The sequence below is a fragment of the Microbacterium aurantiacum genome (assembly GCF_002872075.1).
Classification (GTDB): Bacteria; Actinomycetota; Actinomycetes; order Actinomycetales; family Microbacteriaceae; genus Microbacterium; species Microbacterium aurantiacum_A.
Window position 1 is genome coordinate 452428 of the sequence record NZ_PGGU01000016.1, and the last position, 15468, is coordinate 467895.

Annotated in this window: 14 protein-coding genes; 6 read left to right on the forward strand and 8 right to left on the reverse strand. The window is 68.2% G+C overall.

What is annotated here, in order from left to right:
* Nucleotides 1-196: 196 nt before the first annotated feature.
* From CUR96_RS12915 to CUR96_RS12945, 7 genes are read right to left on the reverse strand one after another with little or no spacing between them, the layout of a single operon-like run.
* Entirely contained in the window at nucleotides 197-1306 is a 1110-nt protein-coding gene (locus CUR96_RS12915; RefSeq protein ID WP_102193700.1) for a hypothetical protein, read from the reverse strand.
* Nucleotides 1300-2064, reverse strand: a complete 765-nt coding sequence (locus CUR96_RS12920; protein WP_102193701.1) for a tetratricopeptide repeat protein — start codon at nucleotides 2062-2064, stop codon at nucleotides 1300-1302. Before CUR96_RS12920 ends, CUR96_RS12915 begins: the two co-directional genes overlap by 7 nt.
* On the reverse strand, nucleotides 2061-3074 hold the full coding sequence (locus CUR96_RS12925) for a vWA domain-containing protein (RefSeq protein WP_102193702.1): 1014 nt from the start codon (nucleotides 3072-3074) through the stop codon (nucleotides 2061-2063). Before CUR96_RS12925 ends, CUR96_RS12920 begins: the two co-directional genes overlap by 4 nt.
* Nucleotides 3071-4057, reverse strand: coding sequence for a VWA domain-containing protein (locus tag CUR96_RS12930; RefSeq protein WP_245861249.1), 987 nt, complete (start codon nucleotides 4055-4057; stop codon nucleotides 3071-3073). The genes CUR96_RS12925 and CUR96_RS12930 overlap by 4 nt, the downstream gene beginning before the upstream one ends.
* Complete coding sequence (locus CUR96_RS12935) at nucleotides 4048-4539, reverse strand: hypothetical protein (RefSeq protein WP_102193703.1); 492 nt, start codon at nucleotides 4537-4539, stop codon at nucleotides 4048-4050. Before CUR96_RS12935 ends, CUR96_RS12930 begins: the two co-directional genes overlap by 10 nt.
* Nucleotides 4526-5431 carry a DUF58 domain-containing protein gene (locus CUR96_RS12940; RefSeq protein WP_102193704.1) on the reverse strand — a complete coding sequence of 302 codons (906 nt, stop codon included), beginning with the start codon at nucleotides 5429-5431 and terminating at the stop codon, nucleotides 4526-4528. The genes CUR96_RS12935 and CUR96_RS12940 overlap by 14 nt, the downstream gene beginning before the upstream one ends.
* 5 nt (nucleotides 5432-5436) lie before the next feature.
* On the reverse strand, nucleotides 5437-6564 hold the full coding sequence (locus CUR96_RS12945; RefSeq protein ID WP_245861251.1) for an AAA family ATPase: 1128 nt from the start codon (nucleotides 6562-6564) through the stop codon (nucleotides 5437-5439).
* Between the two features lie 167 nt (nucleotides 6565-6731).
* On the opposite strand from CUR96_RS12945, the gene CUR96_RS12950 reads away from it, so the two are divergent.
* From CUR96_RS12950 to CUR96_RS12965, 4 genes are all read left to right on the forward strand, one after another.
* Complete coding sequence (locus CUR96_RS12950) at nucleotides 6732-7259, forward strand: PadR family transcriptional regulator (protein ID WP_102193705.1); 528 nt, start codon at nucleotides 6732-6734, stop codon at nucleotides 7257-7259.
* The gene (locus CUR96_RS12955; RefSeq protein ID WP_102193706.1) at nucleotides 7256-8044 is read left to right on the forward strand and encodes an alpha/beta fold hydrolase; all 789 of its coding nucleotides are present in this window, start codon (nucleotides 7256-7258) and stop codon (nucleotides 8042-8044) included. Before CUR96_RS12950 ends, CUR96_RS12955 begins: the two co-directional genes overlap by 4 nt.
* Before the next feature lie 100 nt (nucleotides 8045-8144).
* Nucleotides 8145-10301, forward strand: a complete 2157-nt coding sequence (locus tag CUR96_RS12960; RefSeq protein WP_102193707.1) for an adenylate/guanylate cyclase domain-containing protein — start codon at nucleotides 8145-8147, stop codon at nucleotides 10299-10301.
* A gap of 1 nt (nucleotide 10302) precedes the next feature.
* Nucleotides 10303-11730, forward strand: a complete 1428-nt coding sequence (locus CUR96_RS12965; protein ID WP_102193708.1) for a mechanosensitive ion channel family protein — start codon at nucleotides 10303-10305, stop codon at nucleotides 11728-11730.
* 12 nt (nucleotides 11731-11742) lie between these two features.
* Here CUR96_RS12965 and CUR96_RS12970 read toward each other — a convergent pair whose 3' ends face one another.
* On the reverse strand, nucleotides 11743-12672 hold the full coding sequence (locus tag CUR96_RS12970; protein ID WP_102193709.1) for a DMT family transporter: 930 nt from the start codon (nucleotides 12670-12672) through the stop codon (nucleotides 11743-11745).
* A gap of 203 nt (nucleotides 12673-12875) precedes the next feature.
* On the opposite strand from CUR96_RS12970, the gene CUR96_RS12975 reads away from it, so the two are divergent.
* Nucleotides 12876-14162, forward strand: coding sequence for an adenylosuccinate synthase (locus CUR96_RS12975; RefSeq protein ID WP_102193710.1), 1287 nt, complete (start codon nucleotides 12876-12878; stop codon nucleotides 14160-14162).
* Nucleotides 14163-14173: 11 nt separating this feature from the next.
* Nucleotides 14174-15277, forward strand: a complete 1104-nt coding sequence (locus CUR96_RS12980; protein WP_102193711.1) for a lactonase family protein — start codon at nucleotides 14174-14176, stop codon at nucleotides 15275-15277.
* Nucleotides 15278-15468 lie beyond the last annotated feature (191 nt).

Below are 15468 nucleotides of genomic sequence, written 5' to 3' on the forward strand. Positions count from 1 at the left end.
GGTCGGGTGAAGGAGGCTGATCGAATGACAGCGTAAGACACTCGGCGGCGCGTCGCGAGCGCGTTCGGTGCCCCTTGTCCGAAGTTGTCCTTTGCCGTGGATGCCTGTGGATCAGCGGGTTTCAGCGCCAGGAGGATCCATTCGCGCATACCGGAGATCCGGGATGTCCGCTCCGATGTCCATCGACGACATCCGGTCAGAATCCGGGATACTCCCCGAGCTTCTTCTCGAACTCCTCGCGATCGGCCTCGCTGAGCAACCGGCTCGCCAGGACGGCGAGCTGCAGGCCCTCAAGCGGCTCGCCGGTGCGCGCGTTCTGCGCTTCCCGGGTCTTCAGGAAGTCTCCCGTGGAGTCGTTCGAGAGGTCGTAGACGTTCGCGTAGAACCGCAGCGGCTCGGGGAAGTTCTCGGTGTAGTACTCCCAGGTGTGCTGGGTGCGCGGGTCGTCGCTGCCGTAGAGCTTGGCGATCATCGAAGAGTCGAGCCCGGAGGACGGGTCGTTGAAGGAGTACAGCTCCCACAGGCCATGCTCGGTGACGACCTCGTCGATGGCGGCCATCACCTCGAGCTTCTCGTCGTAATCCTGGATCGGTTCGTTCGTCGCCCATGCCGGTGAGGTGAACTCGACCAGCATGGATTCACCGCCGTAGCCGTTGCGCTCGGGGCGGAGGTCCTCGGAACCGGCCTGCACCCAGGTGTAGCCGAACTCGTCGCTGAGGCGCTCGCGGATGTCGGCGAGCAGGCTCTCCGAGGCGGCGCGCACCTCCTCGAGCGACGCCTGTCCGAGGATCTCGCTCGGGTCGGTGTCCTTGATGCCCGGGTATGCCTCTTCGTGTTTCTGCTCGTCGGACTTCCGGCCGTCGTAGTTCCCGGAGGCCGACGTCTGCAGCGCACTCATCGCACCGACCGTCGCGACGTTCAGCACCAGCGTGATCGCGAGAGCGACCGCGCCCAGCAGCCGCCCCCTCGTCGTCACCAATGCGGCGACGATGACGGCGACGACGACGAGCTGAAGCGCCAGCATGCTCACCCCGTACAGCAGGTCGGTTCCGCCGGCGAGGAGGGTGCCGAGAAGGATGAGCGCGAAGAGGATGCCGCTGACCAGCGCGATCCAGCCGAGCGCGTTCGCCGGTTCCTTCACGGTCTCCGTCGTCACAACGGTCGGCTGCCCGGGTGTCGTGTACGGAGGCCAGAGCGGCGACTGCGCTCGCCGGGCGCCCGCATAGCCGCCGGGCGGCGGTACCGGCGGAGCACCCTCGGTTCCCGCGACGTACCTGGCGCGCTGCTTCTCGTGATCGGTCACCATGGCTTGTCCGTTCCCGATCCGCCGGGGTCCTCGCCGTTCTGCTGCTGGTCGCGTTCCTCGGTGCCCTGCTCGAGCTTCTCCTGCAGATCCTCGAGCTTCTCCTCGGACGGCTGCGGCTCCGGTTGCTGTTCCTCCGGCTGCTCCTGCTCCTCGGGCGGGGGCTGCTGCTGCTCCTGCTGCTTCTGCTGCAGGCGCTCCTTCAGCTCGTCGAGCGAGTCGCTCATGTCGCGATTCGGATCGGGAGACTGATCCTGCGCCTCGTCGCTGTTGCACTCCTCCGGCGTCTCCAGGGTGACGGTCAGGGCCTCGCCGTACAGCTCTTCCGCGGCGACGCCGTCGCCGTCCTGCCTGGCCGCGTCACCTCTCCGCTCGAGCACCAGCGCGAGGTTGATGCGAACGGCGCAGACTTCCAGACCGTGGGCGAGCCGGAGCGCCTCCTCGAGCTCGGCCTGCGCGTCGGGCAGTTGCTCGGCAGCGCCGAGGACCGTGCCGATGTTGTACGGAGCCTTGTACGGCTCGAACCAGTTGAGGAACTCCTGACCCCGCGCCGCGGACTCCGCCGCGGAATGGTCGCCCACGACATAGGAGGTGATCGACTGGTGGGCGAAGGCGTACATGCTCAGCAGCTTGCCGACGAGCAGCAGGGCGGCGAGCGTGAGGGGGAGGGTGCCGAGGGCGATCCAGAAGCGGATGCGGCGGCGCCGGCGATTCGATGCCAGGAGCGCGGATGCCGCTTCGGCGCGCGAGGTGTCGGTCATCGTGCACCCCCCTGCTCGTCGGACGACCGGGAGGGCGACGGTGCGCCCTGACGGCGCAGCCGGGCGATCATCATCGTCGCGCGTGCCAGCTCGAAGCCCAGGAGCGCCACCGCGACGAGGGCGGCGATCCAGTACAGCTCGATGACGTTTCCGACGGAGCCGGATTCGGAGTAGCTGGTGGTCGTCGTCGGCGCGTCGGGGAGCTGAGGCTCGGCATCCGCGGTGCGGTGCTGGTACTCGATCCCGAGCTCGTCGGCGAGAGTCTGCAGCGTCTGCTCGTCGAGGACCGACATCGCGGGCTCGCCCTGATACTCGATGTACTCCGCGCCGGTGTCCTCGACCGAGCCCGTCGTCAGACGCATCGGCCCGCCCTCGGAGGTGCCGTACCCGAAGACCATGCCGGCATCGGCATACTTCCTGCTGGAACGGAAGGACTCGGGCGAGGTGCTGGCTGTCTGCTCTCCGTCGCCGAAGTAGAAGACCATCCGCGAACGGTCCGGGGAGCGCTCCGACGCAGACTTCAGCGTCTCGGCGAGGAGCTGATTGGCGATGCCGATCGAGCTGCCGCGGGACTGGCTGGTGACCTCGGGCCGGAGCACGTCCATCGACGAGACCACTGCGGTCGTGTCGGTGGTCAGCGGCATCCGCAGCTGCGCGGACGCATCGAAGGTGATGAGGGCGAAGCGCGCACCGGGATACTCGTCGACGATCGCCTGGACGTCTGCCCGCACGCCGTCGAGGCGTGGCTCCTCACCGTCCCAGTCCTCGGCGACGATACTCGCCGTCGTGTCGACCACCAGCACGATGTCGGTGTCGGTGGCCAGAGTCTGGGTCGCACCACCGGGGATTCCCGGGCGGAGGAACATCACGAAACAGGCCAGCAGCAGCACCAGGCGCAGCGCCCAGAGCGCTTTGCTCTTGGATCGGACCAAGGCCATCACCGCCGCGACGGCGACAGGTGCGCAGAGCAGCAGGAGCAGCAGCGGATGCAGGACGGGCTGGAAGATCACAGTCGCACCCTCCAGAGCATCACGACGAACGACAGGGCGACGACCATCAGCACGACGATCCACAGGTTCGGGGTGTCGGTCCACACCACCTGGGCCTGGCCGCGCAACTCGGTCGCCTCCTGCTCCTGTACCTGCGACACGATGTCGGCCACCGTCGTCGTGTCACGCAGCCCGTACGCCGTGCCGCCGGTCATCTCGGCCGCCTCGGTGAGCTGTGCACTGACCTCGGCATCCTTCCCCTGCACCGGATTCAGCCCGAACACCCGCACGCCCTTCGACTTCGCGTAGGCGGCCGCCTCCTCCAGGGTGACGATCGAGGCGCCGTTCACCTCGTTGTCGGTGGCGAGGATGACCGAGCGCGACCGCTCCTGGTCGGGGTGGTCGAAACCCAGGGCGCAGGCGGCGAGGCCGTCACCGATGAGAGAGGCACCGGCCCCGTTGAGCGTGCCGACCCAGTGCTCCGGCACCTCCTCTGAGTAGTCGAAACTCTCGCGGATGCTGGCGAGGTGCTCGCGGATGAAGTCGTAGTCGTCGGTGAGGGGGAAGATCTGCACCGGGGAGCTGTTGAAGATGGTCAGGCCGATCCGCTCGCCCTCGAAGTCCGAGAGCAGCTCCTCGAAGACCGCGAGCACCTCGACGTCGACCTCGCTCATCGAGCCCGAGACGTCGAGGCAGAGCATGATGTCGCGGCTCGTGTTCACCGGCTGGATGGTCTGCGACGACATCGGACGGGCAGCGATCACACCGGCGGCCACCGTAGCGACCGTGCCGAGGATCAGGATGCCGGAGAGTGCGAGCACGCGACGGCGCAGCGCCTGCCGGAACGTCGGCAGGGTGCGCAGCCGTTCCGCACGGGCGATGCGGGCGGTCTCCCCGGAGCCGCCGCGTCCGTCCCGGCGCAGTCCCAACACCAGTCCGATCGCGATCGCGATGAGGATCACGGCGATCGCGACGACGATCATCCAGAAGTTCGCTAGTGCCATGTGCGCACCACCGTCCGTGCCGCCTCGGTACCGGCGAGCGGGTCGATCGCGGGCCCCTGACGGAAGATGCTGGGGTAGTAGTGCCGGCCCATCGCATCGATGAGTGCGGGGTGCACGCCGCGCGCGATGAGGTCGTCGAGCGCGAGGACCGGCGCTTCGAGGCCGCTGTACTCGTTCACGAAGGTGCGGACCACCCGGCTGAGCTCGAGGTTCGCGTGCCGCGGGGAGAGGCGCCGTTCGCGGTAGTCGGTCTCGATCTGCTGGATGCGTTCGAGATACTCGACGCGCAGCTGGGAGAGGACATCGGTGGTGAGCAGTGGAGGCGCGTCGGATTCTCCGGGGATCGTGACGCTGCGGCGCGGCCGGCTGAGGAAGATCACCAGCCAGGTGGCGAACACCAGGAACGCGAGGATGCCGATTGCAAGCAGCATCCACCCCCAGCCGTACTGGGCGGGAGGGTAGAACTCGTCAGAGCCGGGCATGCGACCTCCGCCCGGATGCCGAACGCGATGCGAGCAGCTTCAGCAGCTGCGCCACCGCCGTGTCCTGCCCGTCGAGCCGCGCGTGACTGATCTCGAGGCGCGTGAGAACGTCCGCGAGCCGCACGGCATCCGCCTGGCTCTGCGCTGTGAGCTCACCGACGATGTCGAGATCACCCTGCACGAAGTCCGGGACCTCCCACCGGCTGTCCACATCCGAACGTATGCGCCCGGTGGCATGATCGAGCACCGGGTCGGCATCGCGGAGAGTGAGCCAGAGAACGTCGTGCTGCACGCGCAGGCGGCGGAGCGTCCGCTCGGTCTGCTCCGTGATGGGCGCCTCGTCCGTGATGACGACCACGATCATCCGCCGGGAGATCGTGCGTGTCACGAAGGAGAGCAGAGCATCCCGCGCACTGGGTGCGGCGCTGTCGCGGATCGCGGTGTCGATGGTGCGCAGAGCATGTTCGAGCGCTCCCTCGCTGCGCCCGGGAGCGCGGCGTCGTACGCGGTCGGCGTCGCCGTAGACGACGGTGAAGTCGTCGCCGTGCCGCAGAGCCAGCACGCCGAGCGCGCCGGTGGCGAGGACGGCGAGATCCTTCATGGACTTCTCGTCATATGCCAGCGCCTGCATGGAGCGGCCGGTGTCGACGACGAACATCACCGTATGCATCCGCATGGCGCGATGGCGCTTCACCAGCGGCGTGCCCTGCTTGGCCGTGGCCCGCCAGTCGATGTCGCGCACCTGATCGCCGTACTCGTACTTGCGCAGGTCCTCGAAATCGAGGCTGCGGCCGTGCAGCAACGACGCGTAGGCGCCGTCGAGCGCATGCATCGACTTGCGCGACGAGTGGATGAAGAGCTTGCTCTTCACCTGCGTGATCAGGCTGGGCATGGAACTCAGGGGGTCGGAACGGCGGCGAAGATCTGGTCGATGATCTCCTCGCTGCGGATGCCTTCGGCGTCGGCCTCGAACGTGAGGAGAACCCGGTGCCGGAGGATGAGGTGGCGCAGCGCCCTGATGTCCTCGGGAAGCACATGGGAACGGCCGTTCAGCAGGGCCAGCGCGCGGGAGGCCTGCAAGAAAGCGATGCTCGCCCGGGGGCTGGCGCCGTATTTGATGAATCGCGCACGCTCCTCGCCGATGTACGGCGCCGGGTTCCTGGTGACGTAGGCGATCGAGACGATGTAGTTGCGGATCGCCGGGTCGACGTAGACCCGGCTCGCGACGTCCTGCAGCAGATGCACGTCGTCGAGGGTGACGGCGCTCGTGACGTGGCGCTCGGGATCGAGCACGCCGGAGTCGATACGGGTGAGGATCTCGAGCTCGTCGGCCGGGCTCGGGTACTCCACGATCTCCTTGAGCAGGAACCGGTCCATCTGCGCCTCGGGGAGCTCGTAGGTGCCCTCCTGCTCGATGGGGTTCTGCGTGGCGATCACCAGGAACGGCTTGGGCAGGTGGTGCACCTCGCCGCCGATGGTGGTCTGGTGCTCCTGCATCGCCTCGAGCATCGCGCTCTGCGTCTTCGCGCTGGAGCGGTTGATCTCGTCGAGCAGCACGAAGTTCGCGTGCACCGGTCCGAGGACGGTGCGGAACGATCCGGTCGCCGCGTCGTAGATCTGGTTGCCGGTGATGTCGCTGGGCAGTAGGTCGGGGGTGCACTGGATGCGCTTGAACTGCGCTTTCACGGTGTCGGCGAGCGTGCTCGCGGCGGTGGTCTTCGCGAGCCCGGGCACGCTCTCCAGCAGGATGTGACCGCCGGCGATGAGCGCGACGAGCAGACTCATCCGCAGTCGTTCCTGCCCGACCATCTTCGCCGAGTACGAATCGGAGATGATCGTCAGGATCTCGCCGGCGCGGGCGATCTCGGAATCGGTCGGGGCCTGTGGCGTTCCCGGCTCGATCGGGGCCGATGGAGCCGGAGCCGACGGAGCGGGTGGCGCCGCGACATAAGCCGGGGGTGCCGGCGGGGCGGGCGGAGGCGGAGGAGCGGAGGACGCACCTGCGGCGGGGTATGGATCGATCATGATTGTCTCCTCGCTGACGCAGGGGAGGCGCGATGCCGGTCATCTCCCCCAGACAGCGTAACCGCTGAGGTTTGCGGGGAAGCCATCCGGGGACGGGCACAAATCCCCATCGCGTCGATCTCGTTCTATAGTTGCATACTCCTATAGATGTGTGATCCTCTATGAATATGCAACTTCGTCACGCCATCCTCGGGCTTCTCGACATCGCCCCGCAGAGCGGGTACGACCTCGGACGTGCCTTCGAGCGCTCCGTCGCGCACTTCTGGCACGCAGACCAGTCGCAGATATACCGGACGCTGGACCGGCTGGAGGCCGACGGCGCGATCGACACCCAGACCATTCCGCAGCAGGGCAGGCCCGATCGCCGGGTGCACTCGTTGACGCAGGCCGGCCGCGCGGAACTGACGGAATGGCTCGGCGCGCCGCTGGAGTCTCTGCAGCCGAAGGAGCCGTTCCTCGCGCGGCTCTTCTTCGCGGCTCCTCTCGGCCTCGACCGCATCCTGGCGCTTCTCGACGAGCGGGCGGCGATGATCAGCGCGGGTCTGGATCAGCTGCGGGCGCTCCCGCGGCTCAGCGACAGCCTCGACGCCGTGCTCCGGACCGCGACACTCGACGCCGGGCTGCAGCAGGGCGAAGCCGAACTCGAATGGCTCCGCTCGACCAGGCGGATGCTGGAATCACAGGAGACCCGATGAGCACTGAGTACCCGATCGAGCACGGTGCGCGCACCGGCGAGTCGATCATCCTGCTGCACGGTGGGAACGTGGGCAACTGGATGTGGGAGCCCCAGGTCGAGGGTCTCGTCGGGCGGCATCTGATCACGCCCGACGTCGTGGGGTTCGGTCTGCGTGTCTCCGAGCCGTGGCGGGGCCTGGCCGCGGCGGCCGACGATATCGCCGGGATCATCCGGGAGCGTGCCGTCGGCGGACGTGCGCACGTGGTCGGACTTTCGATGGGCGGAGTGATCGGCGTGCACCTGGCGGCCCGGCATCCGGACGTCGTGCGTTCGTGCCTGGTGACCGGAGCCCCGATGCTCGGCATCGGGGCCGTGGAGCGACGGATCGCCGGACTGCAGCTCGCCGCCTGGCACCGGCGCTGGTTCTGGAACGCGCAGGCGGCGGCCTTCCGCATCCCGTCCGACGCGCGCGACCTGTTCGTCCGAACAGGGATGAGCGTGCAGAAGGACACCGCAGTGCGCATGTACCGCGAGATCTTCAGCGGATCGATGCCGTCCGGCCCTTTCCGGTACGACGGGCCGATGCTCGCGATCGCCGGGGAACGGGAATCCCGCAGCGTCGCCGCGGCCTTCCCTGCGCTGCGAGACGCGATGCCGCAGACGCGCACGTGGGTGGTGCCGCGGATGCATCACATCTGGAGCATCGAGGACGCAGAGCTGTTCACGCGGACGATCGTGGACTTCGTCGATCGCGACGTCGTCCCGCCCGCACCACGAACCAGGCCACGCCCTGCGCATCGGTGATCCGCCCCGTTTCGTGGCTGGCGCGCCGATATGTGGCTAGTGTCTGACTGGGGGCGGTGGGGGCCGAGACATCGGGAAGATCACGCACAGCGGAGGGCACATGAGCGACACCGGAAAGATCGGCTCAGGCGTCGGGGAGAGGATCCGGCGTCGACGCGGCGGACTCAGCATCCAGTCGAAGCTTCTGATCATGCTTCTCGCGGTGAGCCTGCTGTCCTCCCTCGTGATCGGAGCCGTCGGGTTCGTGAACGGGCGTCAGTCGCTGAACGACGCGGCCATCGACCAGCTCATCACCATCCGGTCGATGCGCGCCTCGGAGGTGCTGGAGGCCGTCGACGACGCCAAAGAGGCGGCGTCGCTGCACTCGCGCAACCTCAGCGCGCAGACTCTGTCGACGACGATGAACGCGGCCTTCGACGAACTGCAGCAGACGGTGATCACCGATGAGCAGCAAGCTCAGCTTGAGGAGTACTACTCGAGCACCTTCGTCCCCGTGCTCGAGGAGCGCGCAGGAGAGGAGTACGGGACGGAGGCGTTCATCCCCGAGTCGAACGCCGGCCGCTACCTGCAGCTGCAGTACACGACACGGAACCTCGACTTCGACGCCGACTACGACTCGCTGCTGCGTGCGAACGATGCAGGAGACGGATCGTCGTACTCCGCGGGAGCCGAACGCTACGGCGACTACTTCACGCGTCTGATCGACGAGGCAGGGTATGAGGACGCCCTGCTTCTCAACCTCGAAGGCGACGTGGTCTTCTCGGCGTACAAGGGCGTCGACCTCGGAACGAACCTTAACACCGGCCCCTACCGCGACACCGCCTTCGCCCAGACCTACCGCGACACCATCGCGACGAACTCGGTCGATGCGCTCGGCATGACCGACTTCGAGCGCTGGATCCCCTCGATGAACATGCCCACGATGTGGGTGGTCTCGCCGGTGGGCAACGACAGCCGCATCACCGGAGCCATCGCCTTCCAGGTCTCCCTCGATGCCGTCAACGACGTGATGACGGGCGACGAGGGCTGGAAGAGCCAGGGTCTCGGCGACACCGGGGAGGTCTACCTGGTCGGTCGCGACGACCTCATGCGCAGCACCTCGCGCCGGCTCGAAGAAGACCCGGAAGCCTACGTCGAACGGCTCATCGCCGGCGGCGGTGTCGCGCCGTCGGTCGCGGAGCGCATCGGCCAGGTCAAGGGAACGGTCCTGCTGCAGCCCGTGCAGACGATGGCCGTGGAGGAGGCTCAGGCCGGTCGCAGCGGAACGTTCGTTGGACGCGACTACATCGGCGGTGAGAGCGTCACCGCCTACGCCCCGCTGGCGATCGACGGCCTCGACTGGGTGATCATCGCGCGCATCGACACGGCCGAGGCGTTCGCGCCGGTCGCGGAGTTCACGCGCAACGTGCTGCTCTCGCTGCTCGGCATCCTCCTCGGGGTCTCCCTCCTCTCGCTGCTGCTCGCGCAGGTGTTCACGAGACCGATCCACCGACTCGTCGAGGCTGTGCGTCGCGTGGCCGCCGGCGATCTCGCGGTGCAGGTGCCGCAGGGTTCGCGCGACGAGTTCGGCGACCTCGGCAACGCCTTCAACGACATGGCGTCGAGCCTGCGGATCAAGCAGGAGCTCATCGACGAGCAGCGGATCGAGAACGAGAAGCTGCTGCACACCCTGATGCCCGAGAGCGTCGCCGCCCGGTACAAGCAGGGTGACGAGGCGATCGCCGAGGCTCACGAGAACGTATCGGTCGTCTTCGCAGAGCTCACCGGATTCGATGAGCTCGCCAGCAATCTCACCGGCGAGGAGGAGATCGGCTACCTGAACGCGCTCATGCGCGGATTCGACGAGGCTGCGCAGAAGACGGGAGTGGAGAAGGTGCGCACCCTCCGCGGCGGGTACCTGGCGTCTTCGGGTCTGTCGGTGCCGCGCGTCGACAATGTGCGGCGCAGCGTGGAGTTCGCGAGAAGCCTGGTCGATGTGATCGAGCGGTTCAACGCGCAGAACGGCACATCGATCGGCTTGCGTGCGGGCGTCGACACCGGCACGGTGACCAGCGGTCTCGTCGGCCGCACGAGTCTCGCCTACGACCTGTGGGGGGATGCCGTGAGCCTGGCCTATCGGGTCAGATCGGTGACCGGCGAGCCGGGCGTCTACGTCAGCCAGACCGTCTACGACCGCACCCGCGAGGGCTACACCTACGTCGAGGCGGGCACCGTCGAGTCGCAGGGACGCACCGAGACCGTCTGGAAGGTGGCCTGAGATGCTCGACGAGGCGTTCGCGGACGGCTGGGGATGGTGGGTGATCGCACTCGCCGTCGGGGTTCCGGTCCTGCTCGTCGTCCTCACCGAGCTGATCGGATTCCTCCGTCGTCGTCAGCATGCGCTCGCGGGCCCCCTGACCCTCATGCGCAACTGGGTGGTCCCGGTCGGCGCGTTGTTCGCCCTTCTCGCCTTCGCGATCCAGTCCCCGGCCGACGCCGTGTGGGTGCGGGTCGTCGCGACGGTTTTCGGCTTCCTGGTGATCCTGCTCGTGCTGTCGTCGTTCAACGTCGCCCTCTTCGCCAACGCACGAGCGGGCACCTGGCGGCAGCGCATCCCGACGATCTTCGTCGAGATCGCCCGCCTCATCCTCGTCGTGGTCGGTCTCGCCGTTCTCTTCTCCTGGGTCTGGGGGGCCGACGTCGGCGGCCTCTTCGCCGCCCTCGGGGTCGGGTCGCTCGTCATCGGTCTCGCACTTCAGAACGCGGTCGGCGGCGTGATCTCGGGGTTGCTCCTGCTGTTCGAGCAGCCGTTCAAGATCGGTGACTGGCTCGACACCGGCGGCGTCAAGGGGCGCGTCGTCGAGGTGAACTGGCGCGCCGTGCACATCGAGACCGGTGGCGGCATCCAGATCGTGCCCAACGCGACGCTGTCAGGTGCGTCGTTCACGAACATGAGCGAGCCGGCGGGACCGTACTGGGCGACGGCGTCGCTGAAGTTCTCCACGGACGACCCGCCGCACGAGGTGATGTCGCTGCTGGTCGAACTCGCCGACGGCCTGCCGATGCGAGCAGTCGGCGAGCGGGCGGGTGTCGAGTACTCGGGTGCTGCGGCGTACACGGTGTCGATTCCGGTCACCGCCCCGCCCGATGCCCCGCAGGCGCTGACCGTGTACCTCTCGTGGCTCTGGTACGCGGCGCGACGCCGGGGTTTCGCCCTGGATGGAGACGCCACGGACCCGGTCGCCGAGCCGGCTCGGCTGGCCCAGGCTCTGGATGCCGTCGGTCCGACGCTGCACCTGCGCGAGGAGGATCGCGAGGGCGTTCTCGAAGCGGCCAGGCTGGAGCGCTACGGCGTCGCGGAGGTCGTGCTGCCAGCGGGGGTCGTTCCCGACGAAGTGCGGATCATCGTCTCCGGTCGCGCGTCGCTGCGTGTCGAGGTCGGCGACGCACGCATCGACGTCGGCGTCAGCGAGCCCGGCGAGCTCATCGGCCAGAGCGCGCTCACCCGCGAGCGCACCCGGGTCGTGACGACCGCGAGTGAGATCCTCACGGTGCTGGTGCTGCCGCTCGCGGTCGTGGACGACCTCGTGCGCGTGCGGCCGCGGCTCGCCGCGGAGATCGGGGCGTCGCTCGAGCTGAAGAGGTCGCAGGCCGAAGACGCCTTGGCGCGTGCCGGGGTCTCGGGCAACACGCTCTCGCCGCGCTGAGCTCTCGCGGAGTCAGGTCCGCACGCGCCGCCGCATCCGGGTGACCAGGACCCCGAGCAGGCAGAGGGCTCCGCCGATGAACATCATCAGCGTGGGCACCTCGCCGAGGATCATCCACGACATCAGGATCGCGATCGCCGGCACGATGTAGGTCGTCGCCGAGGTCTGGCCCGCCGAACTGCGCTGCAGCACGTAGGCCCAGGTGGTGAAAGCGATCGCGGTCGGGAAGATGCCCAGGTACACCACCCAGAGAGTCGCATCCAGCGGTGCCGTCTGCAGATCGCTGATCAAGGTACCCACCCATGGCAGCAACGCGACCGTTCCGACGACGGCTCCGAGCCAGGTCAGCGTCGTCGCATCCGCTCCCGACGTGAGCAGGTGCTTCTGCAGCAGCGTGCACCCCGCGTACATCACGGCGGCGAGCAGGGCGAGCAGCAGTCCGGTGATGTCGAGGCCGGCGCTCGTCGACGAGTTCATGCCGATCAGCACCACGCCGAGGAAGGCGATCGGAGCGCCGATCAGCAGCGGTTTCGGGAATCCTTCGCGCAGGAACAGGCCGCTGAACACGACGACCATGAGCGGCGCGAGATTCACGACCATCGCCGCGGTGCCGGCGTCGAGCGTGAGCTCGGCGCTGTTGAGAGCCAGGTTGTATACGCAGAACCAGCCGATGCCCCACACCGCAACGAGCGGCCAGTGACGTCGAGCGGGGAGATGGATGCCGTGCCGGACGGCGATGATCCCCAGTGCCAAGGTGCCCACGGCCATCCGCAGCAGCGCCAGCGCCCCGGGGTCGAAGTGCGGGCCGGCGCCGCGGATGCCGATGAAGGCCGACGCCCACAGCACGACGGTGACGAGGGCGGCGATGAGGACCAGCGACGCACGTGATCGTGGCGCTGCATCGCTCGACGGGGCCGAGACGCGGCCGGTTGCTTCTGGCATTCTCCGATACTCCCAGCGGCCACCGACATCGGTCCACCGGCTGAAACGCCATCCGCCGTCGAATTCCCGCCATCCGGCGTTGTTTCGGCATGAGCCGCCGCCAGCAGCATCCGCAGACCCCTTCGATAGGATGGGACCGCCCGATCGGGCCAGCTCATCGGCCGGTGCAATCCCGGCGAGAGGCAATACCCAGGGGGTTACCCATGCCAGGAATCGTGATCGTCGGCGTCCAGTGGGGCGACGAAGGAAAGGGCAAGGCCACCGATCTGCTCGGTGAGCGCACCGACTGGGTGGTGAAGTTCAACGGCGGCAACAACGCCGGGCACACCGTCGTCGTCGGCGACGAGAAGTACGCCCTGCATCTGCTGCCCTCCGGCATCCTCTCTCCCGGCGTCACCCCGGTCATCGGCAACGGCGTGGTCATCGACCTCGAGGTGCTGTTCTTCGAGCTCGAGGCGCTGTCTGCCCGCGGCATCGACGTCTCGCGGCTGCGCGTCAGCGCTAACGCGCACATCATCACGCAGTACCACCGCACGCTCGACAAGGTCACCGAGCGGTTCCTCGGCAAGCGCATGATCGGCACCACCGGCCGCGGCATCGGCCCGGCCTACGCCGACAAGATCAACCGCGTCGGCATCCGCGTGCAGGACCTCTTCGACGAGAACATCCTGCGCCAGAAGGTCGAGGGCGCCCTCGACCAGAAGAACCACCTGCTGGTGAAGATCTTCAACCGCCGCGCGATCACCGCCGACGAGGTCGTCGAAGACCTGCTCTCCTTCGCCGAGCGGCTGCGCCCGATGGTCGCAGACACCGGCTACCTCCTCGCCGAGGCGCTCGGCCGCAACGAGGTCGTCGTCTTCGAGGGCGGTCAGGCGACCATGCTCGACGTCGATCACGGCACCTACCCGTTCGTGACGTCGTCGTCCGCGACCGCCGGCGGAGCGTCGACCGGATCGGGCGTCGGCCCCGGCAGCCTCGATCGCATCGTCGGCATCGTGAAGGCCTACACGACCCGCGTCGGCTCCGGCCCGTTCCCGACCGAGCTCTTCGACGAGCAGGGCGACTGGCTGCGCTCCCGCGGCTTCGAGTTCGGCACCACCACGGGGCGTCCTCGTCGTGTGGGCTGGTACGACGCGCCGATCACGCGCTATGCGACCCGGGTCAACGGCATCACCGACCTCGTGCTCACGAAGCTCGACATCCTCACCGGCCTCGAGCAGATCCCCGTCTGCGTCGCCTACGACGTCGACGGCGCGCGCTTCGACGAGGTGCCGGTGAACCAGACCGACTTCCACCACGCGAAGCCGATCCTGGAGTACTACCCCGGCTGGAGTGAAGACATCTCGACGGCTCGCACCTTCGACGACCTGCCGAAGAACGCCCAGGACTACGTGCTCGCCCTCGAGGCGATGAGCGGCACCCGCATCTCGGTGATCGGCGTCGGCCCCGAGCGCGATCAGGTCATCGTCCGTCACGACCTGGTCGACTGAGCTCGGCACTCATGACACGGTTCTGGCTGGGCGGCTACGGCGCCGGCATGGAGGGTTCGGCCGACGGCATCGGGCTGCTGGCCGGCGATGAAGGCCGCGAGGCCACGTCGCTCGCCTATCGCGGCGCGGTCACCGAGACGCCGTCACCGTCGTGGCTCGCGCAGCATCCGACCCTCGACGTCGTCTACGCGGCGCTCGAGGGGGATGCCGCGGTGCAGGCCTTCACGCGCTCCGGCGAGTCATCGCTGTCTCCGCTCGGAGATCCGGTGCCCGTCGGCCAGTACGTCTGCCACGTCGGCGTCTCGCCGAGCGGTGCGTCGCTCATCGCCAGCTGCTACGGCGATGGCCGGGTCGTGCGCATCGGCGTGGATGCCGCCGGGCGGCTGGTGCAGGATGCCGACAACCGCGCCGCCGCCCTCCGCGCCGCGTTCTTCGGCGAGCCCACCCCGGACGACGCCGCGCCCGCGGGCACCGGTGTCGCCGCATCCGACCCGTATGCCGAGAGCGGCATGGAGCGCGAATCGCACGCGCACGCTTCGGCTTTCCTCCCCGACGGGCGCATCGCCACGACCGACCTCGGCTTCGATCTGGTGCGCATCTGGCGCGCGTCCGCGAGCGGACTCATCCTCGACCACGAGATCGTGCTGCCGCAGGGCACCGGCCCGCGGCACATGGTGATGCACCCGAGCGGACACCTGCACGTCGTGACCGAGTACTCCTGCGAGGTGTTCACGCTCGCGGCATCGCGCGAGGGTCACTGGGGAGTCGTCTCGTCGACGTTGTCGGCGCCCATCGCCCAGGTCGGGTTCGACTTCCCGGCAGAGCTCGCCCGCACTCGCGACGGCGCCTTCCTGTACACGGCGCTGCGCGGCAGCAACACCATCGCGGCGCTCCGCGTACGCGACGGCGGCGCGGCTCTCGAGCCCATCGCGCTCGCGGACTCCGGTGTGGACTGGCCGCGTCACCACCTCGTCCACGAAGGAAAACTGCTCGTCGCCGGGCAGCGGTCCGACACGATCAGCCTGCTCGACCTCGATGAGCGCACGGGCGCTCCCCTCGGCATCCGCCATCAGGCGCAGGTGCCGACGCCGACGCACTTCCTGCCTGTGCGCTGAGGCGACGGCCCGCGGACGCTCGGCGCGGTTCGCGACGGCTGCGGCGTGTTCACAACTCAGGAAGACTTCGGGGAATCGACCGGAATGCGCGGGATTCTCCGCTGTTGCGCCCGTTACTCCTGAGTTGTGAACCACGGCCGCGGAACAACCCGCCCGTGACTCGACGTTGCTTCTGAGGAAGACTGGGGCCG

Bases quoted from the DNA above. Each gene is read 5' to 3' on its own strand.
- CUR96_RS12915 (WP_102193700.1), bottom strand. From the start codon at position 1,306: ATGGTGACCGATCACGAGAAGCAGCGCGCCAGGTACGTCGCGGGAACC.
- CUR96_RS12920 (WP_102193701.1), bottom strand. From the start codon at position 2,064: ATGACCGACACCTCGCGCGCCGAAGCGGCATCCGCGCTCCTGGCATCG.
- CUR96_RS12930 (WP_245861249.1), bottom strand. From the start codon at position 4,057: ATGGCACTAGCGAACTTCTGGATGATCGTCGTCGCGATCGCCGTGATC.
- CUR96_RS12935 (WP_102193703.1), bottom strand. From the start codon at position 4,539: ATGCCCGGCTCTGACGAGTTCTACCCTCCCGCCCAGTACGGCTGGGGG.
- CUR96_RS12940 (WP_102193704.1), bottom strand. From the start codon at position 5,431: ATGCCCAGCCTGATCACGCAGGTGAAGAGCAAGCTCTTCATCCACTCG.
- CUR96_RS12945 (WP_245861251.1), bottom strand. From the start codon at position 6,564: ATGATCGATCCATACCCCGCCGCAGGTGCGTCCTCCGCTCCTCCGCCT.
- CUR96_RS12950 (WP_102193705.1), top strand. From the start codon at position 6,732: ATGCAACTTCGTCACGCCATCCTCGGGCTTCTCGACATCGCCCCGCAG.
- CUR96_RS12955 (WP_102193706.1), top strand. From the start codon at position 7,256: ATGAGCACTGAGTACCCGATCGAGCACGGTGCGCGCACCGGCGAGTCG.
- CUR96_RS12960 (WP_102193707.1), top strand. From the start codon at position 8,145: ATGAGCGACACCGGAAAGATCGGCTCAGGCGTCGGGGAGAGGATCCGG.
- CUR96_RS12965 (WP_102193708.1), top strand. From the start codon at position 10,303: ATGCTCGACGAGGCGTTCGCGGACGGCTGGGGATGGTGGGTGATCGCA.
- CUR96_RS12970 (WP_102193709.1), bottom strand. From the start codon at position 12,672: ATGCCAGAAGCAACCGGCCGCGTCTCGGCCCCGTCGAGCGATGCAGCG.
- CUR96_RS12975 (WP_102193710.1), top strand. From the start codon at position 12,876: ATGCCAGGAATCGTGATCGTCGGCGTCCAGTGGGGCGACGAAGGAAAG.
- CUR96_RS12980 (WP_102193711.1), top strand. From the start codon at position 14,174: ATGACACGGTTCTGGCTGGGCGGCTACGGCGCCGGCATGGAGGGTTCG.